Origin of the sequence: Idiomarina tyrosinivorans, from assembly GCF_003987475.1 — a bacterium.
Classification (GTDB): Bacteria; Pseudomonadota; Gammaproteobacteria; order Enterobacterales; family Alteromonadaceae; genus Idiomarina; species Idiomarina tyrosinivorans.
The window spans coordinates 61,847-84,839 of record NZ_PIQH01000006.1; the positions used below are offsets into that span (position 1 = coordinate 61,847).

The 22,993-nt window shown below is 48.4% G+C and carries 29 protein-coding genes; 13 read left to right on the plus strand and 16 right to left on the minus strand.

Features of this window, described 5'->3' with window-relative positions:
- The first annotated feature begins 74 nt into the window (after positions 1-74).
- Genes CWI84_RS07260 through dolP form a run of 4 tightly spaced genes read left to right on the plus strand, consistent with a single transcriptional unit; the run spans position 75 to position 3,416 of the window.
- Positions 75-1,943, plus strand: coding sequence for a penicillin-binding protein activator (locus CWI84_RS07260; RefSeq protein WP_126841929.1), 1,869 nt, complete (start codon positions 75-77; stop codon positions 1,941-1,943).
- A complete protein-coding gene (locus CWI84_RS07265; protein WP_126841930.1) occupies positions 1,933-2,283 on the plus strand; it encodes a YraN family protein in 351 nt (116 codons plus the stop codon). The genes CWI84_RS07260 and CWI84_RS07265 overlap by 11 nt, the downstream gene beginning before the upstream one ends.
- Positions 2,284-2,286: 3 nt before the next feature.
- Positions 2,287-2,835 (plus strand): SIS domain-containing protein, encoded by a 549-nt coding sequence (locus CWI84_RS07270; RefSeq protein WP_126841931.1) that lies wholly within the window; start codon positions 2,287-2,289, stop codon positions 2,833-2,835.
- Positions 2,835-3,416, plus strand: coding sequence for a division/outer membrane stress-associated lipid-binding lipoprotein (dolP, locus tag CWI84_RS07275; RefSeq protein WP_126841932.1), 582 nt, complete (start codon positions 2,835-2,837; stop codon positions 3,414-3,416). Before CWI84_RS07270 ends, dolP begins: the two co-directional genes overlap by 1 nt.
- Positions 3,417-3,432: 16 nt before the next feature.
- Here the strand turns inward: dolP and CWI84_RS07280 are convergent, their stop codons facing one another.
- From CWI84_RS07280 to zapE, 8 genes are all read right to left on the minus strand, one after another.
- Positions 3,433-3,918, minus strand: a complete 486-nt coding sequence (locus tag CWI84_RS07280; protein WP_126841933.1) for a ClpXP protease specificity-enhancing factor — start codon at positions 3,916-3,918, stop codon at positions 3,433-3,435.
- A gap of 28 nt (positions 3,919-3,946) precedes the next feature.
- Positions 3,947-4,576, minus strand: coding sequence for a stringent starvation protein SspA (sspA, locus tag CWI84_RS07285; protein WP_126841934.1), 630 nt, complete (start codon positions 4,574-4,576; stop codon positions 3,947-3,949).
- 75 nt (positions 4,577-4,651) lie between these two features.
- The gene (locus CWI84_RS07290) at positions 4,652-5,386 is read right to left on the minus strand and encodes a cytochrome c1 (RefSeq protein WP_126841935.1); all 735 of its coding nucleotides are present in this window, start codon (positions 5,384-5,386) and stop codon (positions 4,652-4,654) included.
- Positions 5,386-6,651, minus strand: coding sequence for a cytochrome b (locus tag CWI84_RS07295; protein WP_126841936.1), 1,266 nt, complete (start codon positions 6,649-6,651; stop codon positions 5,386-5,388). Before CWI84_RS07295 ends, CWI84_RS07290 begins: the two co-directional genes overlap by 1 nt.
- Positions 6,651-7,241: a ubiquinol-cytochrome c reductase iron-sulfur subunit gene (gene petA, locus CWI84_RS07300; protein ID WP_126841937.1), complete on the minus strand. Its 591-nt coding sequence runs from the start codon at positions 7,239-7,241 to the stop codon at positions 6,651-6,653. The genes CWI84_RS07295 and petA overlap by 1 nt, the downstream gene beginning before the upstream one ends.
- Before the next feature lie 218 nt (positions 7,242-7,459).
- Complete coding sequence (rpsI, locus tag CWI84_RS07305) at positions 7,460-7,852, minus strand: 30S ribosomal protein S9 (RefSeq protein ID WP_126841938.1); 393 nt, start codon at positions 7,850-7,852, stop codon at positions 7,460-7,462.
- Positions 7,853-7,869: 17 nt separating this feature from the next.
- Entirely contained in the window at positions 7,870-8,298 is a 429-nt protein-coding gene (gene rplM, locus CWI84_RS07310) for a 50S ribosomal protein L13 (protein ID WP_126841939.1), read from the minus strand.
- Between the two features lie 201 nt (positions 8,299-8,499).
- Complete coding sequence (zapE, locus tag CWI84_RS07315) at positions 8,500-9,609, minus strand: cell division protein ZapE (protein WP_126841940.1); 1,110 nt, start codon at positions 9,607-9,609, stop codon at positions 8,500-8,502.
- Positions 9,610-9,727: 118 nt separating this feature from the next.
- Here zapE and CWI84_RS07320 point away from each other — a divergent pair, with 118 nt between their 5' ends.
- The 3 genes from CWI84_RS07320 to CWI84_RS07330 all read left to right on the plus strand — a co-directional run bounded on the left by CWI84_RS07320 (position 9,728) and on the right by CWI84_RS07330 (position 12,783).
- Positions 9,728-10,171 carry a Z-ring associated ZapG family protein gene (locus CWI84_RS07320; protein WP_126841941.1) on the plus strand — a complete coding sequence of 148 codons (444 nt, stop codon included), beginning with the start codon at positions 9,728-9,730 and terminating at the stop codon, positions 10,169-10,171.
- Positions 10,172-10,293: 122 nt separating this feature from the next.
- Complete coding sequence (locus tag CWI84_RS07325) at positions 10,294-11,652, plus strand: DegQ family serine endoprotease (protein ID WP_126841942.1); 1,359 nt, start codon at positions 10,294-10,296, stop codon at positions 11,650-11,652.
- A 75-nt stretch (positions 11,653-11,727) separates the two neighbouring features.
- Positions 11,728-12,783, plus strand: coding sequence for a trypsin-like peptidase domain-containing protein (locus tag CWI84_RS07330; protein WP_126841943.1), 1,056 nt, complete (start codon positions 11,728-11,730; stop codon positions 12,781-12,783).
- A gap of 1 nt (position 12,784) precedes the next feature.
- Here CWI84_RS07330 and murA read toward each other — a convergent pair whose 3' ends face one another.
- The 8 genes from murA to CWI84_RS07370 all read right to left on the minus strand — a co-directional run bounded on the left by murA (position 12,785) and on the right by CWI84_RS07370 (position 18,017).
- Positions 12,785-14,047 (minus strand): UDP-N-acetylglucosamine 1-carboxyvinyltransferase, encoded by a 1,263-nt coding sequence (gene murA / locus CWI84_RS07335; protein ID WP_126841944.1) that lies wholly within the window; start codon positions 14,045-14,047, stop codon positions 12,785-12,787.
- An 11-nt stretch (positions 14,048-14,058) separates the two neighbouring features.
- The gene (locus CWI84_RS07340; protein WP_126841945.1) at positions 14,059-14,316 is read right to left on the minus strand and encodes a BolA family protein; all 258 of its coding nucleotides are present in this window, start codon (positions 14,314-14,316) and stop codon (positions 14,059-14,061) included.
- A gap of 33 nt (positions 14,317-14,349) precedes the next feature.
- Positions 14,350-14,646 (minus strand): STAS domain-containing protein, encoded by a 297-nt coding sequence (locus CWI84_RS07345; protein ID WP_126841946.1) that lies wholly within the window; start codon positions 14,644-14,646, stop codon positions 14,350-14,352.
- Entirely contained in the window at positions 14,646-15,293 is a 648-nt protein-coding gene (locus CWI84_RS07350; RefSeq protein WP_126841947.1) for an MlaC/ttg2D family ABC transporter substrate-binding protein, read from the minus strand. Before CWI84_RS07350 ends, CWI84_RS07345 begins: the two co-directional genes overlap by 1 nt.
- Positions 15,294-15,304: 11 nt before the next feature.
- Entirely contained in the window at positions 15,305-15,772 is a 468-nt protein-coding gene (gene mlaD / locus CWI84_RS07355; protein ID WP_126841948.1) for an outer membrane lipid asymmetry maintenance protein MlaD, read from the minus strand.
- Positions 15,773-15,774: 2 nt separating this feature from the next.
- A complete protein-coding gene (gene mlaE, locus CWI84_RS07360) occupies positions 15,775-16,554 on the minus strand; it encodes a lipid asymmetry maintenance ABC transporter permease subunit MlaE (protein ID WP_126841949.1) in 780 nt (259 codons plus the stop codon).
- Complete coding sequence (gene mlaF, locus CWI84_RS07365) at positions 16,554-17,369, minus strand: phospholipid ABC transporter ATP-binding protein MlaF (protein ID WP_198674493.1); 816 nt, start codon at positions 17,367-17,369, stop codon at positions 16,554-16,556. The genes mlaE and mlaF overlap by 1 nt, the downstream gene beginning before the upstream one ends.
- A gap of 75 nt (positions 17,370-17,444) precedes the next feature.
- Positions 17,445-18,017, minus strand: a complete 573-nt coding sequence (locus tag CWI84_RS07370; RefSeq protein ID WP_126841950.1) for a TetR/AcrR family transcriptional regulator — start codon at positions 18,015-18,017, stop codon at positions 17,445-17,447.
- 142 nt (positions 18,018-18,159) lie between these two features.
- On the opposite strand from CWI84_RS07370, the gene CWI84_RS07375 reads away from it, so the two are divergent.
- The 6 genes from CWI84_RS07375 to CWI84_RS07400 are packed head-to-tail and all read left to right on the plus strand — an operon-like array spanning position 18,160 to position 22,980.
- The gene (locus tag CWI84_RS07375; RefSeq protein ID WP_126841951.1) at positions 18,160-19,137 is read left to right on the plus strand and encodes a KpsF/GutQ family sugar-phosphate isomerase; all 978 of its coding nucleotides are present in this window, start codon (positions 18,160-18,162) and stop codon (positions 19,135-19,137) included.
- Positions 19,137-19,691: a 3-deoxy-manno-octulosonate-8-phosphatase KdsC gene (gene kdsC, locus CWI84_RS07380; protein WP_126841952.1), complete on the plus strand. Its 555-nt coding sequence runs from the start codon at positions 19,137-19,139 to the stop codon at positions 19,689-19,691. Before CWI84_RS07375 ends, kdsC begins: the two co-directional genes overlap by 1 nt.
- A complete protein-coding gene (gene lptC / locus CWI84_RS07385; RefSeq protein ID WP_126841953.1) occupies positions 19,688-20,251 on the plus strand; it encodes an LPS export ABC transporter periplasmic protein LptC in 564 nt (187 codons plus the stop codon). Before kdsC ends, lptC begins: the two co-directional genes overlap by 4 nt.
- Positions 20,220-20,765, plus strand: coding sequence for a lipopolysaccharide transport periplasmic protein LptA (gene lptA / locus CWI84_RS07390; protein WP_126841954.1), 546 nt, complete (start codon positions 20,220-20,222; stop codon positions 20,763-20,765). The genes lptC and lptA overlap by 32 nt, the downstream gene beginning before the upstream one ends.
- A 14-nt stretch (positions 20,766-20,779) precedes the next feature.
- A complete protein-coding gene (gene lptB / locus CWI84_RS07395; RefSeq protein WP_126841955.1) occupies positions 20,780-21,505 on the plus strand; it encodes an LPS export ABC transporter ATP-binding protein in 726 nt (241 codons plus the stop codon).
- Positions 21,506-21,525: 20 nt separating this feature from the next.
- Positions 21,526-22,980, plus strand: coding sequence for an RNA polymerase factor sigma-54 (locus tag CWI84_RS07400; protein ID WP_126841956.1), 1,455 nt, complete (start codon positions 21,526-21,528; stop codon positions 22,978-22,980).
- Positions 22,981-22,993 lie beyond the last annotated feature (13 nt).

The window sequence follows — 22,993 nt, forward strand, 5'->3', positions numbered from 1 at the left end:
GCCTGTTTGTTTAACTGTCATTGGACGTTTATAGTAACACCCATTGGCTGCGAGACTGGAACTTAAATTCGACCATGCGTTTATCACATTCCCTTTTATTGTTGGCGAGCTCTGCGGTAATTGTTGCCTGTAGCCAGCAGCCCAGATCAATTGTCACGTCGACACCGCAAAACGTTCCGACGGTCACTGTTGCTGAGCAACCAAGCGACTATTCCAGTGATTACTGGTTGCAGCAAGCTCGTCAAGCCAGCACTTCACCACAGCAGTATCACGCCTTTGTTGAAGCTAGCTTAGCATTCGAGAGCGAAGGTTTATGGCAACAAGCAGCGGCAGTACTGTCACAGCTTAATCCTAACGGTATGAGTCCGAGCGATGCCAGCCGCTACCACCTAGCCTATGCGCGTTGGGCCTATTCGCAAAGCGACTGGGATACGGTTGTGCAACAATTAGCGCCGCGCACGGAACAGTTCCTGACCAAACAAAGCCGAGCGGAAGTTCTGGCATTGCTGAGTTCTGCCAGTCTTAATCGTGGTGACTACTGGCGTTCACTCACCTGGCAAATTCAGGCGCAACGTTATCAAGATAACGATGCCGAGCAACAATTCATCACGCTTTGGCAAATAGCCCGTCAAGTCACCCGCAAGCAACTGCCCGAAATCGTACCCAACGACTACGATAGCGCGGGTTGGTGGCGGCTACTGGTCAACCTTCACCGTGCCATTGAACAGCCGCAACAGCGCGCAACGCTATTGCAACAATGGTTGGATAGTTATAGCGACCACTTGGCGGCCAATTTTGTGAAACAACGTTTTGGCGATTGGCTCACTCCGACAGTACAACAACAGCAATGGGTTGCACTACTACCGTTAAGCGGACGGTACCAAAGCCAAGGAGAAATGATCCGCGACGGTATTGTTGCAGCACTTGCAGACCATCCGGACGTCGCCGAGCGGGTGGAAGTGCAATTCGTAGATACCCAGCAACAAGGTACCGAACAACAGCGCGAACTCATCCAATCGCTAGGACCACAACTCATTATTGGGCCGTTACTGAAAGAACAAATCGGACATTGGGTGCAACAGCCAGTGGTCGGCGTACCTCATCTTATGCTCAACGAGCTTGATGACTATCCAAGCGATAGCCCCGCGACACAAACGCAGTGGTTCTATGCCTTGGACCCAGAAGATGAAGCAAACCAGGCGAGCACGTTACTGGCAACTCAGCAATTTGCCGACCCATTGGTTTTTGCTCCCAAAACTGGGTTTGGCGAACGCCTAGTCACCGCCTTTCAAAACACTCGCTTGGAATTCGGCGATGACGCCGCAGAGACAGCATATTACCAATCGACAGAGGACATGAAGCAACAAGTCCAAAAGCACCTAGGGATTAGTGCCAGTCAAGCACGCATCCAGCAAGTAAAAATTGCCGCCGGTGAAGAGGAAATTTTTAATCAGCCACGAAGCCGTGCTGATATTGGTTCAATTTACACGCCTGCTTCGGTCGAGCAAACACGCTTGTTAAAGCCCTTTATTGATGTCAACGTAAGTCCGTTTATGACACCGATTCCCGTGTTCGCCTCGTCGGCTAGCCATGACTCGGCCATTAACCGGCTCAGCGAAAACGATTTACGCGGCGTGACTTTTACCGAAATTCCCGCGTTGCTCCCGAATTCGCATGGCTATGAGCAGTTGAAAACATTTATGCGCTTGCGTCCAAGCGTTGGAATAGCTTTAGCTCGTCTAACCGCAATGGGTTATGACGCAGTCTCTTTAGGGCGAAGACTACCATTAATGCAACAAGTGCCTGGCTACCACTATCAAGGGCTAACTGGGGAGCTCGCTATTGGCACTCAAAGGAATAGCCACGTAGTAGGCCGCACCCTCGCTTGGGGACAGTTCGGACAACATATGATTGAAACAGTAGACAACCCGAGTGCACAATAAAAAGCGGGGTAACCTTGGCGAGCAACGAGCTTGCCAGTTGTTACAGAGTCAAGCTATTCGAATTGTTGAGCGCAATTTTCGCACCCCACGCGGAGAAATTGATATTATCGCTAGAGACGAAGACACCTGGGTTTTTATCGAAGTAAAATTTCGCCAAGATGCCGACTTTGCCGAAGTACTCAGCCAAATTAGTCACGCTCAGTTGGCTCGAATAAAAACAGCCGCGCGCTATTATTTGCTCAACAAACGTATTGCTGAGCACCTATGTCATATTCGCTTCGACGTTATAACGGTAACGGTAGAGCCAGAACATATTGAATGGTTTAAGGATGCCTTTTAATTCATGACCAATGATGCACTGAAAGCGCTTTTTACGGAAAGCATTCAAACCCAAATTTCGGCGGTAGAAACCCTCCAAGAGCCGGTTTCCCGTGCGGTCGAACTCTTCGTTGAACGGCTTTTGCAGGGGCAACGTGTCTACTGCTGTGGCGAAGCTGGTGGTGCATTCGTTGCCAGCCAATTCGTTCGATTGATGACTGATGGAATGAAGCTTGACCGGCCCCCTTTCCCGACCATCCATCTCGACCAGTCTAAGGCTAGACAAGTCAATGCGCTCGGGCAGGCCGGCGACGTACTGCTAGTGGTTGCAAACCATCCAGACTCAGAACTCATGACCAACATTATGGAAGCGGCTTTAAGCCGACAAATGGTAATAGTTGCGTTAACTTGCGAAACTGATGACGCCATCGCTGGTCTATTAGGAGCCAACGACGTAGAAATTCGGATTCCGTCTCGGAATCCATCGCGGGTTATTGAGAACCAACTATTAGTTGTGCATTGTTTAGCTGAATTAGTAGAAGCGCGAATTTTCCCACAGGAGCACGAAGGCTAATGAAAAATAAACTGACTTTGCTGTTTGCTGGGCTTGTGGCCTTATCACAATTGCAAGGATGCGCGGTGGCATTGGTTGGTGCTACTGCGGTGGGTGTGTCAGCGGCGCAAGATCCGCGTAGCATCGGTTCACAGATCGATGACCAAGGCTTAGAAATGGCAATCGGCAAAGTGTATAACCAAACGCCTGCGCTAGCTCAGGAGAATATCTCTGTTATTGCCTACAATCGTAACATCCTGCTGGTTGGCCAGGTCAGTGAGGCCTCACTGAGTCGACAGGCGGAAGAGATTGCTCGCGATACCGATAATGTCGACAAAGTCTTCAACCAGCTGCGGGTCGGTAATCAGGTGTCAGCAACCACGTCCGCACATGATGCCTGGCTAACCAGTAAGGTTAAAGTGTCATTATTTAACGATGACGACTTTGATAGCAGCAATGTAAAAGTGGTTACCGAAAATAGCGAAGTTTTTCTATTAGGTAAGGTTACTGAGGACGAAGCCGACAAAGCGGTGGCTATGGCGCGAAATATTGATGGCGTGCGTCGCGTCATTACCGCATTCACCATTGTTGACCACCACTAGACAGTCAACAACGCGGTTACTTAATTACTTTGAGATTCGGTCGCTTTTTCGTTTTGTTTGGCTCTTCTGAAGACGTTTGCGATGGACGCTCGTCGTCGACGCCGCCATCGACCGTTTCTAAATTAGGCGACGATGATAGCTGTTGCTCGTCCGCGTCATCCACTTCGCTGACAGCAATAGCGCCATCCAGCTCTGGCTCAGCCTCAAACATTGCTCCAGCACCATTCTCACGCGCATAAATTGCTAACGCTGCACTCATAGGCACGATGACCTGCATCGGCTTGCCGCCAAAGCGTGCATTAAAACGCACCTCGTCGTCGAGCAGTTGCAAGCCAGCAACCGCTGAGGTGGAGATATTCAATACGATTTGACCGTCGGAGACGAAGTCTTGCGGCACCTTGGTGCCCGGAATAGTGGCATCGACCACCAAGTGTGGCGTCAACTGATTGTCTAAAATCCAATCGTATAACGCTCTTAACAAGTAGGGACGTTTTGGTTTCATAGCTTCCAAGTGTAGCTAACAGGCGCGCTTAGCGCGCCAATTCGCGTTCGACATCGGTTAACGATTGCTGGAACGAATCACGCTCGAACAAACGTACCATGTAAGCTTTGATTTCTTTCGAGCCCGCGCCCTCAAGATTAATGCCGTAAGCCGGTAAACGCCATAACAGAGGTGCCAAGTAGCAATCTACCAAGCTAAATTCTTCACTCATAAAGTACGGTGCGTCGGCAAATACAGGCGCCAATGCCAATAAGCCTTCCTGCAATTCTTGCCGCGCTGTAGCCGCATCAGAGCCACCAGCAATTATACGGTCAGCGAGTGCGTACCAGTCGCGCTCGATACGATACATCATGAGTCGTGAGGTACCACGGGCAACTGGGTAGACCGGCATTAACGGTGGATGCGGAAAACGCTCGTCTAAATATTCGATGATGATATGCGCGTTGTACAACACCAACTCTCTGTCCACCAGCGTTGGTGACGCGTCAGAGTATGGATTCAGCTGCAACAAATCTTCCGGTTTGTTATCACTGTCAACGTAACTAATCTCAACGCCAACGCCTTTTTCAGCAAGGACGATGCGAACCTGATGACTCTTTAAGTCATCTTTGCCAGAGTACAGTGTCATCACTGAACGCTTATTCGCTGCAACCGCCATTCATTTCTCCAGATTTCATCAATAGCAAAGGGGCGTAAAATCGCCCCTTATATACTTTTCCAGACTAACCTATTGTTATTTCAGGTCTTTCCAGAATTCTTTTTTCAGTAACCAAGCCAAGATAGTAAATACCAGCAAGAAGCCGAATACGTACCAACCGATGCGACGCTGTTCTAATTTCATTGGTTCAGCCATGTAAACCAAGAAGTTGGTAATATCTAGTGTCGCTTGATCATATTCGCTTGGACTTAGACGGCCACTGCCATCCGATTTTAAGCCAACGTAAACGTCTTTCATTTCCCCGTCGACCATACGTTCTTCGTACGCCTTAGTTGGCACACCTTGCAATTCTTGCAATACGTGTGGCATACCAACGTTCGGGAATACTACGTTGTTCACTCCCCAAGGGCGAGAGTCATCGACGTAAAACGAACGCAGATAGGTATAAACCCAATCTTTACCACGAACGCGGATCACGTTAGTCAAGTCAGGTGGCGGATTACCAAACCACTTGCCTGCCTCTTCTGCAGGCATGTTATTAGTTATCAAGTCACCTTTTTTGTGTCCTGTAAATTGAAGATACTTTTGTCCCAACTCTTCGGGAATACCTAAGTCTTCAAAGGTTTGGTTATAACGCTGATACTTAAGTGAGTGGCAACCTAAACAATAGTTCATAAATAATTGCGCACCACGCTGCAGGGAGGCCTTGTTGTGCAAATCGACCTTTGCTTCGTCGAGCGGAATATCCGACTCTGACGCGAACGCCAGAGCGGGAATTACCGCTAATAATGCTAGTAAAAACTGTCTCATCACTTGGTCACCCTTTCTGGTACCGGCTTGGTTTTCTCGCGTTTACTGTAAAAGAACAACAGCACGAAGAACGCGAAATACAAGAAAGTAAAGATTCGTGCAAACATCGTTGACGTTGGTGTCGCCGGTTGTGTACCGAGATAACCCAACACCAAGAACGCCACGGCAAACATCGCAATATTTAGCTTATGTAATGCCGAACGATAACGAATCGAGCGAACACGGCAACGATCGAGCCATGGCAGTAGTGCCAGCAACACAATCGAAGCAAACATCAAGATAACCCCAAACAATTTGTCTGGAACCGCACGCAAAATCGCATAGAACGGTGTGAAGTACCATACCGGAGCAATGTGCGGAGGGGTCTTCAACGGGTTCGCTGGTTCAAAGTTAGGTGGCTCAAGGAAGAAGCCGCCAACTTCTGGGTTAAAGAAGATGACATAACAGAACAAGAACAAGAAGATGCCAATACCCACTAAGTCTTTCACCACGTAGTACGGATAAAACGGAATTGCATCGGCAATATCGTACTTCTTAGTGAAGCGTTCGTGGAATTTGAACTTCGGTTTCTCGTCGTCTGGGATAGACCCTTTCGGATGTTTAATGGGAACGCCATCTGGGTTGTTCGAACCCACTTCGTGTAACGCAATGATGTGTAAGAACACCAAAATAACCAACACTAATGGCAAGGCAATAACATGCAAGGCAAAGAAACGGTTTAACGTCGCCCCAGAGATGACGTAGTCACCTCGAATCCACAACGTGAGGTCGTCACCAATGCCAGGAATTGCCCCAAACAAGGAAATAATAACCTGCGCGCCCCAATATGACATCTGTCCCCACGGCAGCAAGTAGCCCATAAAGGCTTCTGCCATTAATGCCAAGAAGATGAACATACCGAACAACCACAACAACTCACGCGGCTTCTGATAAGAACCGTAGAGCATGCCACGGAACATATGCAGGTAAACCACAATAAAGAATGCCGACGCTCCAGTTGAATGCATATAACGCAATAGCCAACCATAGTCGACATCACGCATAATGTATTCGACAGAGGCAAACGCCCCATCAGACGTCGGTACATAGTTCATTGTTAACCAAATACCGGTCAGGATTTGGTTAACGAGCACTAGCATTGCCAGTACGCCAAACAAATACCAAAAGTTAAAGTTTTTGGGAGCAGGATATTGCGCGAGGTGGATATTCCACGTTTTTGTCATTGGGATGCGCGCATCCATCCACTCTTGAAGTCGCTTAAACATTACGCTTGCCCCTTGTCCTTACCGACAAGAATGGTCTCGTCGTCTTCATAGTAGTGTGGAGGAACCACTAAGTTCAATGGTGCAGGAACGCCTTCAAATACTCGCCCAGCAATATCGTACATTGAACCGTGACATGGACAGAAGAAACCAGCGTGAACGCCTTCAATATGCTCTTCCATCTCGGTTGGCACATAAGACGGTGAACAACCTAAATGCGTACAAATACCCACTGCAACTAAATACTCTTTCTTGATTGAGCGATAGCGGTTCTTCGCATAAGGCGGTTGTTGAGGCTCTTCGGAATGTGGATCGCGTAGACGATCCTCATGGTCATCCAAACCTTCAAGCATCGAGTCGGTGCGGCGAACAACCCATACAGGTTGACCACGCCACTTAACTCGGAGCATTTGACCAGGTTCAGCCTTGCTAATGTTAACTTCTACCGGGGCACCGGCATTTTTCGCGCGTGCACTTGGGTTCCAAGATGCAATGAAAGGAACGGCCACACCAACCGCTCCGGCCGCACCTACTACAGAAGTAGCGACGGTCAGAAAGCGACGACGGCCTTTATCTACGGGCGCATTGCTCATCCACTTATTCTCCGTTTTGGACGCCCCGCGGTGCGTCGCCGCGGGATCGGGAATTTGCTGCTGCAACCCCCATAAAGAGGGTGATAGAAAATGCCTTGAGATGATAAAGAAAAGCCCTAGTTTTTACAAGGCAAAATCCATTCCGACAGTAAATTTGTTCGTGAACAGACATAAAAAAAGCCCGCTGAATCGCGGGCTTTTTGCACAAAACGGTAAAATTAACGTTTTGAGAATTGAGGACGCTTACGAGCTTTGTGCAAGCCGATTTTCTTACGTTCAACTTGACGTGCATCACGGGTAACGTAACCCGCTTTACGTAATTCGCCGCGTAACGCTTCGTCGTATTGCATCAATGCGCGAGTGATGCCGTGACGAACTGCGCCAGCTTGTCCTGTAGTACCACCACCAGAAACGGTGATGTGCAGGTCGAATTTATCTGTCATTTCTACCAACTCAAGTGGTTGACGAACAACCATTTGTGCCGTTTCACGACCGAAGTATTCTTCCAATGAACGGTTGTTGATTTGGATGTTACCGCTACCAGGGCGCAAGAACACGCGTGCCGTGGAGTTTTTGCGGCGTCCAGTACCGTAGTATTGAGTATCTGCCATAATATTCTTGCTCCGCCTTAAATATCCAGTGGTTTAGGTTGTTGCGCTGTATGGTTGTGCTCTGCACCAGCGTAAACTTTCAGTTTGCGGAACATTGCGCGACCTAAAGGACCGCGTGGCAACATGCCTTTTACCGCTTTCTGAATGACCATTTCTGGCTTCTTGTCGATCAACTTTTCGAAGCTGATTGACTTGATACCACCTGGATAACCGGTGTGCGCGTAGTACATTTTGTCTTTCGCTTTGTTACCTGTTACCGCAACTTTCTCAGCGTTGACGACTACGATGTAATCACCGGTATCGACGTGAGGCGTGTACTCTGGCTTATGCTTACCACGCAGGCGACGCGCGATTTCAGTCGCGATACGACCTAGCGTTTTGCCTTCTGCGTCAACAATGTACCAGTCGCGCTTCACTGTTTCTGGCTTTGCTACAAATGTTTTCATTACCTAAAACCTTTAAAAAAATGTTCACGGACAGTAATTCCGGGCTTCCCCGCGAATCACAACAATAAAAAAATGAATAAAATCATTTAGTTATTTGCTGCAACCAGTGCTCCGACTCGCGCCGATGCAATGGACTGTAACGTGGGCTGCGCGGATTATACGAAAAACCCGTTTAAAGATCACGCACTTTTTCCGATTCCATTAGGCCAAATGCTCAAGGGCTAAATATTCGCGACTTTGCATTTCTTGCAGCCGACTTAAACAACGCTGAAACTCAAAGCTTAAGCGCCCGCCTTGATAAATCTCTTGCAGCTTAACCTGACTAGACATCACCAATTTTACCCGTCTTTCGTAAAATTCATCGACCAAGGCAATGAAACGCCTTGCAGTGTCGTCGTTGCCCTGCCCCATTGGCTTCACCCCGCGGATGATAACCGCGTGGTAGAGTCTGGCCAGTTCCATATAATCAGAGGTACTGCGGAAACTTTCACAAATCGCCGAGAAGTCAAAAAACACCACATCGTCGCTTTCGCAACGCACTGGGATCTTTCGCCCAGCAATTTCGATTGTACCTTCACGACAATGAGAACGATGATCTGGAGCCAATTCAAAAAAGTAATCGAATAGCGCCTGATCGGTTTGTTCGTTCACTTCAGTAAGAAAAATATCGGCTTTGGTGAGCGTGCGAAGTCTATAGTCGGTGCCACTATCCACATTCACCACCTCGCAATTGGCGTTAATTAACTTAATCGCTGGGATAAATCGTTCACGCTGTAAGCCGTTGCGATAGAGCTCGTCCGGAACAATATTTGACGTCGCCACCAGCACCACATCAAAGGCGAATAGGTATTCGAACAACTTGCCGAGCAACATCGCATCGGTAATATCTTGAACAAAAAACTCGTCAAAACAGATGATGCTGGTCTCAGCAGCAATCCGCTTGGCAATAATTTCTAATGGGTCGGACTGGTTTTGCAGACTTTTCAATTCGTTATGAATGCGCTGCATAAAGCGGTGAAAGTGCATGCGCCACTTATTCTCGAACGGCAGGCAGTCGTAAAAATTATCCACCAAGTAGGTCTTGCCACGACCAACGCCCCCCCAAAAATACAAGCCTTGAGGTTTTTTTGGCGTTGCCGTTAGCCAGCGCTTAAGCGGCGATAAGCGTCGGTGCGTTTGCCACGCGACATACTCGTCGAACAATCGCTGCAGGTGGTTTACCGCATTTTCCTGCGCCGTATCATGGACAAACCCACGGCGTTGCAAATCGTTGTGATAATTCTTGAATGGTGTTTTCTGTCGGTTCGGCACTACCACTTCACCTTGCTCTGGATTATCCTAAGGGATATCGCATTTTAGCATGAAGCCATTCGGCGGCAATCCACTGATGGGTTGTCGGCGCGATTAGGATTGCAGCAAAGGAGTCGTTATGAGCTGGATCATTGGAATTTTATTAGTGCTGGTTGGCGCCATTATTGGTTTTTTCTGCGCCCGCTTTTGGCGAGACGAGAGTCAACCAGCTAACGAGCTAGAAGAAAAAATACAACAAAGCCAACAACAATTAGTGAACTATCAGCGCGAAGTTTCAGAACATTTTGCCACCGCTTCTGCCCTCGTTGAACAGTTGGCCGACACGCAGCAGAAATTGCAAAAATATCTCAACCAAAGTGCTGAGCTATTGCAGAATAGTGGGATTCAGGACGATCTTCCGTTCTTTTCTGAGGATACACTGCGGCAATTACGGGTTGCCAACACCATGCAACAAGATTCGCGTAGCCGTAACGACACCGATAGTACCGCTACAACAGATGCACCGCGCGACTATTCAGAGCATGGCAGTGGATTGTTTGTCGGAAAAAAAGATCGTTCATAAACATCTTGAAACATTTACCCGCCGAACTTACCTCTACATTTGACGGTCTTTTGAGTGTATGGTGCGCGACTACAGTTAGCGCCGCGCATCCCCCTTAAACCTTTGTCGAGGAGTTGAACGCGATGACAAAGTCATTTTCCCATTTTTTTGTTGCTGTAGTCGCCGCTCTGGTGCTGACTATGCAAACCGCAAATGCGGGGATTCCGTTTTTTGATGACGATGAGAAGCCCACCTTAGCTCCAATGCTGGAGAAGGTAACGCCAGCAGTTGTGAACATTTCCGTCAAAGGCAAAAAGGAAGTTCATCGGCGCCTACCAGACGCCTTGCGCTTCTTCTTCGGTCCACGGGTGCCGCGCGAGCAAGTTCAAGAACGCCCCTTTGAAGGTCTTGGCTCAGGCGTCATTATTGATGCTGAGAAAGGCTATGTAGTGACGAACAACCATGTGATTGACGATGCGTCAGAGATTGTTGTTACGTTAAAAGATGGGCGTGAGTTCGACGCTGAGCTGATTGGTACAGATGAGCGTGCGGATATCGCGCTGCTTCAAATTCAAGACGGCAAAGATTTGAAAGCGATTGAGTTAGGCAGTTCAAGTCAATTGCGTGTCGGCGATTTTGTGGTAGCTATTGGCAACCCCTTTGGCTTAGGTCAAACCGTGACATCAGGTATTGTCAGTGCACTGGGTCGTGCCAACTTAGGTATTGAAGATCTCGAAAACTTTATCCAAACCGACGCAGCCATTAACAGCGGAAACTCTGGTGGAGCACTGGTTGACTTAAACGGGAAGCTGGTCGGCATCAACACCGCTATTTTAGGGCCAAATGGCGGTAACATCGGTATCGGTTTTGCGATTCCTGTTGACATTATGCGTAATCTCGTAGAGCAATTACGAGAATTTGGTGAAGTTCGCCGAGGTGTTTTAGGTGTTCGCGGTAACGATCTTAATCACGACATTGCCCAAGCGATGAATATTGATGTCAATCGCGGTGCCTTCGTTGCACAAGTACTACCAGACAGCGCTGCCGAAAAGGCCGGATTGAAATCGGGTGATGTCATCACTGAGTTCAATGGCAATCCCATTGCCTCATTCCGCGAACTTGGCGCGATGGTCGGTACTGCTGGGTCTGGGCAAACAGTCTCGTTAGGATTAATCCGCGATGGCGAAAAAATGACGATCGATGTGGTTTTGGGTGACGACGATACGGCTGTTGGCGCTGACCAAATCCATCCTGTTCTAGAGGGCGCAACGTTAGTGCCAGTCGGTGATCACAACGGTGTTAAAATCAGTGAGTTAGAAAGTAATTCCCCTGCTGCTCGCATTGGGCTAAAAGAGGGCGATATCATCGCTGGAGTTAACAGAGCGCCAATTAACTCGATTTCCGAGCTTAGAGAGCGCATAGACGCTGCAGAAAGTGTTGTCGCACTGAATATCATTCGTGACCAGACATCGCTCTATATTGTCTTACCTGCAATGAAATAGTGGCGATAAATTAGCTAATTAGGTGGCTTCAGTGTTATGCTGAAGTCACCATTTTTCGGAGCCCTACTAACCAGCATGAGATGGCGTAAGCTTTTATCCTTTCTTACACAGTCAGTCGGACTTGGACTCATTGTCGCCGCTCTCATTCTCTGGGGTTTACCCGCACTCAAGAATATACTCCACGAATCAGACCCGGACTCTGGGCAGAGCATTCTATCTTTTGCTAATGCCGTCAACCGCGCGGCACCCGCAGTAGTCAACATCTATAGTATGGGTGAAATCCAAGGTTCATATTACAATCCGCGGCCATCCAAGATTTGGCGTTTAGGCTCTGGCGTTATAATGGATCAACGCGGTTACATTCTTACCGCATATCACGTTGTGGTGGATGTTGATCTCATTGAAGTGGCTCTGCAAGATGGTCGTCGTTACGGCGCTCAACTCATAGGAAGCGATCGCTATACAGATATTGCGGTGCTCAAAATTGATGCAGAAAATTTGCCGGTTATTCCTGTAAACGAGAAGCGTCAGGCTCGCGTCGGCGATATCGTTTTAGCTATCGGTAATCCTTACAATCTCGGGCAAACAATCACCCAAGGAATAATCAGTGCTACTGGTGGTCGAACCGGGGTCAGTAACTCCTACTCCGATCTGATTCAAATGGACGCAACGATTAACGAAGGTGCCTCCGGCGGCGCCCTTGTAAATACTGCGGGGGAATTGGTCGGCATCAACAACGCGAGTTACAGTTCACTGACAGGTGATGGCGGCGAAGGTATTTACTTTGCTACGCCTTATCCCCAAGCGAAAAAAATCATGGAAACCATTATCGCCAAAGGAAAGGTCACTCGTGGTTATATCGGTATCAGTGTTGACCCTAACTATAACGAACAACGCACCCAGTCAGGACTAATGATTAGCGGCGTCGAACCCAATGGCCCAGCCGACAAAGCTGGGCTTCGAGCCAAAGACTATATTGTTGAAATGAATGGTAAGCCAGTGTCAACCGCTTCCGATGGGCTTGATTTGGTTGCCAATTCCCAACCTGGAACAGAGATTCCAGTAGTGTTTTATCGCGGCAATCACCGCATGCAAACAACGGTTACGGTCACCGAGTTAACTCGCCAATAAGTTACTGACAAACAATCCGTTCTATATCGGCACCCAACTGCCGCAATTTTTCTTCAATACGCTCATAACCACGGTCGATATGATGAATCTGCTCAATGCAGGTTTCACCGTCGGCAACTAAGCCGGCAATGACCAAAGACGCTGATGCACGCAGATCGGTACACATCACTTCAGCACCTGTCAGGCGATTTACCCCGTGGCAAATTGCGGTATTCCCCTCGAGCTCAATATTCGCACCCATGCGTCGCAATTCTGGCACGTGCATAAAACGGTTTTCAAAAATTGTCTCGCGGATCCAGCCTGTACCATTAGCCACACTGTTTAACGCGGTAAATTGCGCTTGCATGTCAGTCGGAAAGGCTGGGTGCGGTGCAGTAATCACATTCACAGGTTTCGGTTGAGCATCTGCCTTCAGCGTTATCCAATCGTTACCTTTACTGATTTGACCGCCAGCTTCTGCCAACTTCTTCAACACCGCGTCCAAGGCATGTGGGTCCGTATTTTCGCAGCGGACTTCGCCCCCCGCGACCATTGCCGCCACCAAAAACGTCCCCGTTTCTATACGATCCGACATCACTTGGTAGCTACCGCCGTGAAGCTCTGTTACGCCTTCAATGCGAATGGTATCAGTACCGGCACCAGACACCTTGGCGCCCATCTCGTTGAGAAAATTGGCTAAATCAATAATCTCTGGCTCACGTGCTGCATTTTCAATGGTCGTTACACCCTCCGCCAAGGTGGCGGCCATCATTAAATTCTCGGTTCCAGTTACACTCACCGTATCGAGTAAGATTTCTGCGCCTCGCAGGCGGCCATCAACCGCCGCTTTAATGTAACCATTCTCGACCACGATTTCTGCGCCCATACGGCGTAAACCCTCGATATGCAGATTAACGGGGCGTGCGCCAATGGCGCAACCGCCTGGCAACGATACTTCGGCTTTACCACGCTTCGCCAATAACGGGCCGAGCACCAATACCGATGCCCGCATAGTTTTCACCAGTTCGTATGGCGCCTTATGATCATTCAATGAGCGCGGATCAATCGCTACGCTATGCACATCATCTCGCTGATAACCCAGACCCAAGCGCTGCAATAGCGCCAACGTGGTTTCAACATCTTGTAATGCTGGAACATTAGAGATAGTGACGGGTTCTTGCGGTAGCAGCGCCGCCATCAAAATCGGTAACGCTGCATTTTTGGCACCAGAAATAGTGACAGAGCCATGTAACTGACGACCACCGCGAACAACAAATTTTTCCATTGAAATACCGTTTATGAGAGGTTCATCAGTTTCTTATCACGTTCCCATACCTCTGGGGTATAGGTTTTAATGCTGACGGCGTGAAGGCTGCCGTCAGCAATAAACGCGTTTAGGGGGGCATAAATCAGCTGCTGACGTTTTACTCGACTGAGCCCTTCAAATTGAGCATCGATCGCAATGATTTCGGCATGGCTGCCATCAGTTTTAATGCGCACTTCCTGCAGTTGCAAGGCGTCGCGCAACACGTTTTCAATATCTTTCGCTTCCATCCAAAACTCTGACTACTGGTTGAACTTATCCGCTTAGCTTAACGAAAGCAGCGACTCAACGCCACTTAACTGCGCTAATTGTCGCAGTTGCGTGTTTGCGCCTTCCACTTTGAGACTACGGTTATGCACATGCAGTTCCTTAAAAATTTCAATCAACAGTGCTAAGCCGCTGGAGTCAACCATATCGACTTGGGACACATCAACCTGTTTAATGCCACCGTCGTGAAGCCATTGGGCTTTATTTGCCCATACGGATGGTACTGTACTGCGTAGCATGTCACCGTGGAATTTCAGTATTCCTTCGGCAGAGCGTTCGACCTTAAGATCCATTAGCTTTGACCTTGCTCCATAACAATAGGCTCTTCGGCCTTTTCGCGTAACAAATCGATCGTACCGTCAATGCCTCGAGAACGAATAACCGCGGCGATTTCAGCAGCTTTACTATTTAACAGGCTAATGCCCTCTACTACCAAGTCATACGCTTTCCAGAGTTTACTGTCGTCATCATAGCGAATTTTAAAATCCAGATGGATATCTGGACGACCTTGTTGTTTTACCAACGTTCGCACAGTAGCGACCCGTGCATTGTCGCGAAGCGGCTGAGGTTCTTCAAATACCACTTCCTGTTTTTCTTCATTATATTGGGTGAACGCACGCGCGTAGGTCGCGACTAAATAGTCTTCAAACACTTGATAAAACTCTTGTCGCTGCGCCTCTGTGGTATCTTTGTAATTTCGACCCAGTACTTTTTTCGATGCGTAAATGGCATCCACATACGGCATCAATTCCTGTTTAACGACGGTTTTTAAGTAGTTTGGGTCCGCGTCAATTTTGTCTCGGTCAGCGGCAATGCGCTGAAACGTCTTATCTGCGACTTCCTCCAGCAGTGCATGAGGATCGTCGTTGTGAATCAGGTCGTCAGCCAACACGTGAAAGCTGAGAAGACTCAATACACCTGCCATCAACCACTGTTTCATTCTTTTACTCCTTATTTTTCACCCTGACTAAACAGGAACTGCCCGATCAACTGTTCTAGTACCAGAGCGGATTTGGTGTCGGTGATGTAATCGCCATCCTTCAGCATCCGCACGCTGTCATCGATAAAACCCGGCTGCAAACCTAGGTACTGTTCACCCAATAAGCCAGACGTTAAAACAGACAGAGAGCTACTCTCTGAAAATTTGTCATAAGCAGCGCTGATTTCCATCTCGACTAATGGTTCGTAGTAATCACCGTCCAATGAAATATTCGTCACTCGCCCTACGACAACGCCACCGACTTTAACTGGCGAGCGCACCTTTAAGCTGCCAATATTGTCGAATTTTGCATAAAGCTTGTAGGTGTCACCCGCTGTGACCGTACTGCCACTGGCCACCCTTAGCGCCAAAAACAACAGGGCTAAAACCCCAGCGATGACAAAAATACCGACTAAAAATTGTGTTTTTCTTGATTCCATGGTTATCCACCGAACATCAATGCTGTCAAAATAAAATCCAGACCCAATACAGCCAATGAGGCTGTTACTACGGTCGACGTGGTTGCAGCGCTAATACCTGCTGAGGTTGGCGTTGAGTTGTAACCTTTATATAGCGCTATCCAGGTTACAACGAAGGCAAATATCACGCTTTTAATGACACCGTTCAACAGATCATCGTACCAATCGACCGTTGATTGCATCACTGACCAAAAGGCACCTTTGTCGACCCCCAACCAGCCCGAGCCAACCAAGTATCCGCCGTAGATACCTACTGCAGAAAAAATCAGTGCCAATAACGGCATACTAATAAAGCCCGCCCAGAATCGTGGGGCAATAACCCGCCGTAATGGATCGACTGCCATCATTTCTAAACTCGATAGCTGTTCGGTCGCTTTCATCAGACCGATTTCCGCAGTCAACGCTGAGCCCGCTCGACCCGCAAACAACAGCGCCGTAACCACTGGGCCTAATTCTCTCAATAATGACAATGCGACCATCGGCCCTAGACTTTGTTCCGCACCATAATCGACTAAGATAGTGTAGCCCTGCAGCCCCAAAACCATGCCAATAAATAGTCCGCTAACAATAATAATGAGCAGCGACAGCACGCCCACGACGTAGAGTTGTTGAATTAATAGCGGCCAAGATTTACGGAATTGCGGCTTGCCAATTAATGCGTTCACTAAAATAAAAAAGGCGTAACCGATACCTGATATCGCTGCTATCACTTGCCGACCGATACGTTCAATGAATTCTATCATCAGCACTCTCCCAGCAAGTCTGAGGTAAAATCAGACGCTTGGTAATGAAACGGTACCGGACCATCCGCTTGGCCTTGAAGAAATTGCTGAACAATGGCGCTGTCATTTTCGCGTAACTCTGTTGGCGTACCTTTCGCAACGACCTGCTGTTCGGCAATGATATAAGCGTAGTCAGCAATCGACATGACTTCATCGACATCATGTGACACGACAATACTTGTCAACCCGAGCGAATCATTAAGCGCTTTTATCAATTTAACGATCATGCCCATCGAAATAGGATCTTGGCCGGCAAACGGTTCGTCGTACATGATGAGTTCAGGATCTAAAGCAATAGCCCTCGCCAGCGCCGCTCTGCGTGCCATTCCACCTGACAATTCCGCGGGCATTAGATCGCGTGCACCGCGCAAGCCAACCGCTTCTAACTTCATCAACACGATTGAGCGAATCAGCTCTTCCGACAGCGCGCTATGTTCGCGCAACGGAAACGCGACGTTATCGTAAACGCTCATATCGGTGAACAGTGCGCCACTTTGGAACAGCATACTCATTCGTTCGCGTTCGCGATAAAGCTCGCTGCGAGAAAGCTTTGGAATACTGTTACCGTCGAATTGAATGTCACCCTGCTGTGGCCGTAACTGACCACCGATAAGCTTTAGCAGGGTCGTTTTACCGATACCACTGGGTCCCATAACAGCAACAACTTTACCGCGCGGAACGCTCAGGTTTAGGTCGCGGTATATGGTTCGCTCGCCGTGGGAAAAGTGAACCCCACTTAGTTCAACCAATGGCTTCACGTGCCGTGCCTCATTCATTATTGTCCTTTAAGATGCGAGTCATTTTACTCTCTAACCGTTCACTCAGATACTGTAAAATTGTTGCAAAGTGCATCAGCGCTTACCGTCAAACTTCTCATCAACTAACGCTTTCAAGCGCTCGGCAAATTGCTCTCTCTCGTCTAAGCAGTGCTCACATAAACCGAGTTGTTCAAAAAGTCGAGCGCCATGAACAGAGAACAACAATAGCTTTGCCAGCTGTCCATCACCAAACTGTGATAACTCGTCAAATATTTCACCAACGTGCTGACGCAAGGGCGCGAGAAGTTTCGGGTTGTTGGCCGCTGTTGCCAACATCGCACTATTAAGCGCTGCGGAGTCAGAGTGCGCATTGAGTGTTGCTAAAAGAATACTTTTCAGCGCTGCGTTTGGTTCATCCCCGATTTGCGCCAAAGCACTGTCACGGAGCTCACGCTTTTTATCGACCATGCGTTCAATCATGGCTTCCAATAACGCGTCTTTACTGCCGAAATGGTAAAGCAATCCACCCTTACTAATGCCAGTGCAGGCAACCAACGCATCAAAGGTTAGATGCCCCGCGCCACGTTCTGCCACCAGCCTTTCTGCAGCATCAAGAATGACTTCTCGATTACTTGGGCGGCCACTCGATTTTCGCTGACAGACCATACTTAAACCAATTTATAAACCGTCTGGATGGTATAGTAATCTACTTTTTCTTATTTTTCAATATCGGTCGGGCTTGCACAAGCGGTGAATTTCGCTAGCGTATCACGTATGATTAGCCTACAACTTGCAAGGCAGGCTTGAGATGAAACAAACGACCGATAATTTTTCCGCTTTAGGTGAGCGCGTTTTAGACATTGAACGCGCGGCAATCGATGGTCTTTACCAATCCCTCGATGAGTCTTTTAATGCCGCATGTCAAGCAATGTATGATTGTAAAGGCCGAGTGATCGTCACTGGCATGGGTAAATCTGGACACATTGGTGGCAAAATTGCTGCAACCCTTGCGTCAACTGGCACGCCCGCATTTTTTGTTCATCCTGGAGAAGCCAGCCACGGTGATCTCGGTATGATTACCGCCGATGATGTTGTTTTAGCCCTGTCCAACAGCGGTGAGACGGCAGAAATACTGCACATCATCTCGGTAATTAAACGCTTGGGCGTTACCTTGATCGCGATGACTGGCAAGCCGCAATCAACGCTCGCCAGTTTAGCCGACATCCATATTTCCAGTGCTGTTGCACAAGAAGCTTGTCCTTTGGGCCTGGCTCCGACGGCTTCTACCACCGCCGCCTTAGTATTGGGAGATGCTCTTGCGGTTGCGTTGCTAAATGCGCGCGGCTTTACCGCTGATGACTTTGCGTTGTCACACCCCGGCGGCAGTTTAGGCAAACGGTTATTGCTTCGAGTTGCCGACCTAATGCACCAAGGTGAATTAATGCCATCAGTGACTGCTGACGCGCCAATGCGGGACGCCTTATTAGAAATGTCGCGCAAAGGGTTGGGAATGACTGCTATCGTCGATCACCAAAATCGCCTTCTAGGGATTTTTACTGACGGCGACCTACGCCGCGTATTGGATAGTCGTATCGATATCCACACCGCAACAATTTCTGAGGTAATGACTCGTTCTTGTGTCACAGCAAAAGCAGAAATGTTAGCGGCAGAAGCGTTAAAACTGATGGAAGATAAAAAAATTAATGGTCTGATTGTGATTGACGAGCAGGGGCATCCGCAAGGAGCACTGAATATGCACGACCTATTGCGCGCGGGGGTCTTATAATGGACTATGTCAATACTTGGTATGGCGACATCAGTCAGCCATTATTCGACCGTTTCAGCGACATTAAACTGGTGGTGTTTGACGTTGACGGCGTGTTTTCTGATGGACGCATTTATTTAGGCAACCACGGAGAGGAGTTGAAAGCTTTTCATACGCGAGATGGCTTTGGTGTAAAAGCTTTGGCTGACGCTGGATTTTCGTTAGCGGTGATCACCGGCCGGCAGTCGCAAATTGTTGAACAGAGGATGCAACACCTGAGCGTCGAACACATCTTTCAGGGTGTTAACAATAAGCAGAAAGTGTTTGTTGAGCTGTTAGAACAATTGCAATTGACCTTCCAACAAGTCGCTTACGTGGGAGATGATATTCCAGACCTCGCGCTAATTGAACAGGTTGGTGTGGGTATTGCCGTGCAAGATGCACATCCCCTTGTACAACAACGGGCAGATTATGTTACTCGATGTTTAGGCGGGCATGGCGCCGTGCGTGAAGTGAGCGACCTGCTATTAATGGCGCACGGCAAATTACATGACGTAAGTGGAGCGAGCATTTGAATAAGCGCGTCATTGCCCTGCTGATTATTCTTTTTGCGATTGGTGCGCTGTTGTTCTGGCGTCCTTTCTCATCGCCTGACGCGCCGACCAAGCAAAAAAACCTCGCAGCCATGCGGCCTGACTTTACTGCGCATGGCATGAAATCACGAATTTACGAACCAAACGGCCGGCTCGCGCATCAATTGCAAGCAAAATTAATGAAACATTACAGCCAAATTGGCCTGACTGAGCTGCGCTCACCGCGATATACGGCGTATCCAGAAGATGAGGCGATTCGTTGGACGGTTACCGCTGAACAGGGTTCGTTCTACGACGATAAGACCTTAGTATTGGAGCATAATGTCAATATCACTTCAGTATCGCCAGACGGTGTCAAGCAAGTGATTAATACTGACTACTTAATCATTGACCTATTGAGCGAGACAATGAATACCGAATATCCTCTGACGGTTGAAAGTGCAAGATACACTATCCGCGGAGAAGGTATGAGAGCCGACCTTGCAGCGCAAACCATGGAGATTAAGCGACATGTCGAAACTGTCTTTTTACCTCGCCGCTAGCACCTTGCTGGCGACATTACTCGTGTCCCCCGTCCATGCACAAGGCAAGCAGGACTTTACGAAGCCTATTCATGTGAGTGCTAACCAAGAAGAACTGGATATCAAAAGCAATACACTGGTGCTTACCGATAACGTCGTCGTAACGCAAGGTTCATTGCTTATAAAAGCCGATAAATTAGAAGCTTCTGGTAGCGATGATGCTGAGCATGCTGATACTTTTATCGCAAGAGGAACACCTGCGCTTTACGAGCAAACACTTGAAGATAATAGTCGCATTCGCGCGCAAGCCGAAACCATCATCTATTATCAAAGTAAGCAATTGGTGATAATGGAAGGTGATGCGGTGGTGGAACAAGGTAGCTCAATCTTGCGTGGCGAAAGAATCACCCACGATTTGGCCGCCCAAAAAGTACTGGTCGAGAAGGGAGATAGCCAACAAGAACGCGTCACAACCATCTTTACACCGAAAAAACCATCGTCCGAACACAATGACGATAAGCAATCTGAGCAGTAAACACTGAGGACCCAATGGCGATATTGAGCGCACAACATCTGGCGAAAAGTTATAAAAAGCGCCAAGTGGTAAAAGACGTCAGCATTGAGGTAGAAAGCGGACAAGTGATTGGTTTGCTTGGTCCGAATGGTGCTGGTAAAACCACAACCTTTTATATGATCGTGGGCCTTGTGAATAATGATAAAGGCCAAATCAGCCTTGATGGCAACGACATTACTCACCTGCCGATGCACGAACGAGCACGGCGTGGGATTGGTTACTTGCCACAAGAATCCTCAATTTTCCGTAAATTAACCGTTCGCGACAATCTGATGGCCATTTTGGAGACACGTAAATCGCTCAGCGCAGCCGAGCGCGAGGAGCGTTTAGACGGGTTGTTAGAGGAGTTTCATATTGGCCATATTTCGAACAGCCTGGGCATGAGCCTATCGGGGGGCGAAAGGCGCCGAGTCGAGATCGCTCGAGCTCTCGCTGCCGACCCAGAGTTTATTTTACTGGATGAGCCGTTCGCAGGTGTTGACCCAATTTCAGTTCTTGATATAAAGAAAATTATCGAGCATTTACGTCAACGTGGTATCGGCGTTTTGATTACCGACCACAACGTACGCGAAACGTTGTCGGTATGCGAACGCGCGTACATCGTTAGTCATGGTGAGCTCATAGCTGTCGGCGATGCTGACAGTATTTTAAGCAACCAGAAAGTTAAAGACGTTTATCTCGGTGAGCAGTTCACCCTTTAACGCAGTACCGGGACCGATCAATGAAACAAAGTCTGCAGCTAAAATTTGGTCAGCAACTTACTATGACGCCTCAGCTGCAACAGGCGATTCGGCTTTTGCAGTTATCTTCGTTGGATTTGCAAAACGAAATTCAAGAAGCGCTAGAGAGTAACCCGTTATTGGAAGTCGAAACTGACGAATCTGGCGCCGATGGCGAAGCCTCACTGCACCAAGCCGACAGTAAAGATCACTCGCAAACAGAAACTGGCGATGCGTTAAAGCAAAACGACTTACCGGATGACTTACCCGTAGATAGCACCTGGGATGACACCTATACCTCTTCCACCCAAGGCACTTCTGCACCAAGCAGTTCACGCAGCATTGACGACGATGATGTTTACCAAGGCAGTACTTCAGAGTCGCTGCACGACCACCTTTATTGGCAGCTCAACCTGTCACATTTTAGTGAAGAAGATGCGGCTATCGCTACCGCAATCATTGAAGCTATCGACGACAGCGGATACCTAACCGTGACTGCCGAAGATATCGTCGAAGCGGTAAATATGGATGACGTAGAATTGGAAGAAGTGTTGATGGTACTGAAGCGTATCCAACACTTTGACCCCTTAGGCGTCGGCGCCCGCGATGTTGCCGAGTGCTTAACGGTGCAATTGATGGCATTACCGGAATCGCAACATCGTCAGCGTGCCTGCCAAATTTTGCGTGAGCATATGGGGCTATTAGCAAGCCGCGATTACCGCACCTTGCAGCGGAAAATGAAACTTTCCGAAGACCAATTGCGTGAGGTATTACGGTTAATTCACACCCTTAATCCACGCCCTGGCGAAGCGATAATGAGTCAAGCGGCAGAATACGTGGTGCCAGACGTGTCAGTTCGGAAAAAGGACGGCCGTTGGGTGGTCGAACTGAACCCCGACAGCGTACCTAAATTGAAGGTGAATGAAGAATATGCTGCGCTGAGCCGAACCGCAAAGAATGCCAACGACTCGCAGTATATTAAGCAACATACACAAGAGGCGCGGTGGTTTATCAAAAGCTTGGAGAGCCGAAACGAGACCTTGCTTAAAGTGGCGACGTGCATCGTACAGCGCCAGCAGGCATTTTTTGAATACGGTGAAGAAGCCATGAAGCCGATGGTCTTAAACGACGTTGCTGAGGCTGTAGAAATGCATGAGTCGACAATTTCGCGAGTGACGACACAAAAATATCTGCACTCGCCACGCGGTGTATTTGAACTGAAATACTTTTTCTCCAGCCACGTTGCGACCGAATCGGGCGGCGAGTGTTCATCGACGGCCATACGCGCCTTAATTAAGAAGTTGGTGAGTGCGGAAAATCGTGCTAAGCCTTTAAGTGATAGCAAAATTGCTGAACTCATGGCTGAACAGGGAATCCAAGTAGCAAGGAGAACCATTGCGAAGTACCGGGAGTCTCTGAATATACCGTCCTCTTCGCAGCGGAAGAGTCTCCTGTAACAATTGACCCACA

What these genes read in the sequence shown, in the direction of transcription:
- mlaF (WP_198674493.1), bottom strand. Translation starts at nt 17,369, where the DNA reads ATGAATGAGGCACGGCACGTGAAGCCATTGGTTGAACTAAGTGGGGTT.
- lptB (WP_126841955.1), top strand. Translation starts at nt 20,780, where the DNA reads ATGGCGATATTGAGCGCACAACATCTGGCGAAAAGTTATAAAAAGCGC.
- CWI84_RS07270 (WP_126841931.1), top strand. Translation starts at nt 2,287, where the DNA reads ATGACCAATGATGCACTGAAAGCGCTTTTTACGGAAAGCATTCAAACC.
- CWI84_RS07295 (WP_126841936.1), bottom strand. Translation starts at nt 6,651, where the DNA reads ATGTTTAAGCGACTTCAAGAGTGGATGGATGCGCGCATCCCAATGACA.
- dolP (WP_126841932.1), top strand. Translation starts at nt 2,835, where the DNA reads ATGAAAAATAAACTGACTTTGCTGTTTGCTGGGCTTGTGGCCTTATCA.
- CWI84_RS07280 (WP_126841933.1), bottom strand. Translation starts at nt 3,918, where the DNA reads ATGAAACCAAAACGTCCCTACTTGTTAAGAGCGTTATACGATTGGATT.
- mlaE (WP_126841949.1), bottom strand. Translation starts at nt 16,554, where the DNA reads ATGATAGAATTCATTGAACGTATCGGTCGGCAAGTGATAGCAGCGATA.
- CWI84_RS07370 (WP_126841950.1), bottom strand. Translation starts at nt 18,017, where the DNA reads ATGGTCTGTCAGCGAAAATCGAGTGGCCGCCCAAGTAATCGAGAAGTC.
- CWI84_RS07325 (WP_126841942.1), top strand. Translation starts at nt 10,294, where the DNA reads ATGACAAAGTCATTTTCCCATTTTTTTGTTGCTGTAGTCGCCGCTCTG.
- CWI84_RS07320 (WP_126841941.1), top strand. Translation starts at nt 9,728, where the DNA reads ATGAGCTGGATCATTGGAATTTTATTAGTGCTGGTTGGCGCCATTATT.
- petA (WP_126841937.1), bottom strand. Translation starts at nt 7,241, where the DNA reads ATGAGCAATGCGCCCGTAGATAAAGGCCGTCGTCGCTTTCTGACCGTC.
- CWI84_RS07345 (WP_126841946.1), bottom strand. Translation starts at nt 14,646, where the DNA reads ATGGATCTTAAGGTCGAACGCTCTGCCGAAGGAATACTGAAATTCCAC.
- CWI84_RS07350 (WP_126841947.1), bottom strand. Translation starts at nt 15,293, where the DNA reads ATGAAACAGTGGTTGATGGCAGGTGTATTGAGTCTTCTCAGCTTTCAC.
- CWI84_RS07260 (WP_126841929.1), top strand. Translation starts at nt 75, where the DNA reads ATGCGTTTATCACATTCCCTTTTATTGTTGGCGAGCTCTGCGGTAATT.
- lptA (WP_126841954.1), top strand. Translation starts at nt 20,220, where the DNA reads ATGTCGAAACTGTCTTTTTACCTCGCCGCTAGCACCTTGCTGGCGACA.
- CWI84_RS07375 (WP_126841951.1), top strand. Translation starts at nt 18,160, where the DNA reads ATGAAACAAACGACCGATAATTTTTCCGCTTTAGGTGAGCGCGTTTTA.
- rplM (WP_126841939.1), bottom strand. Translation starts at nt 8,298, where the DNA reads ATGAAAACATTTGTAGCAAAGCCAGAAACAGTGAAGCGCGACTGGTAC.
- CWI84_RS07330 (WP_126841943.1), top strand. Translation starts at nt 11,728, where the DNA reads ATGAGATGGCGTAAGCTTTTATCCTTTCTTACACAGTCAGTCGGACTT.
- CWI84_RS07290 (WP_126841935.1), bottom strand. Translation starts at nt 5,386, where the DNA reads ATGAGACAGTTTTTACTAGCATTATTAGCGGTAATTCCCGCTCTGGCG.
- sspA (WP_126841934.1), bottom strand. Translation starts at nt 4,576, where the DNA reads ATGGCGGTTGCAGCGAATAAGCGTTCAGTGATGACACTGTACTCTGGC.
- CWI84_RS07400 (WP_126841956.1), top strand. Translation starts at nt 21,526, where the DNA reads ATGAAACAAAGTCTGCAGCTAAAATTTGGTCAGCAACTTACTATGACG.
- rpsI (WP_126841938.1), bottom strand. Translation starts at nt 7,852, where the DNA reads ATGGCAGATACTCAATACTACGGTACTGGACGCCGCAAAAACTCCACG.
- murA (WP_126841944.1), bottom strand. Translation starts at nt 14,047, where the DNA reads ATGGAAAAATTTGTTGTTCGCGGTGGTCGTCAGTTACATGGCTCTGTC.
- CWI84_RS07340 (WP_126841945.1), bottom strand. Translation starts at nt 14,316, where the DNA reads ATGGAAGCGAAAGATATTGAAAACGTGTTGCGCGACGCCTTGCAACTG.
- mlaD (WP_126841948.1), bottom strand. Translation starts at nt 15,772, where the DNA reads ATGGAATCAAGAAAAACACAATTTTTAGTCGGTATTTTTGTCATCGCT.
- kdsC (WP_126841952.1), top strand. Translation starts at nt 19,137, where the DNA reads ATGGACTATGTCAATACTTGGTATGGCGACATCAGTCAGCCATTATTC.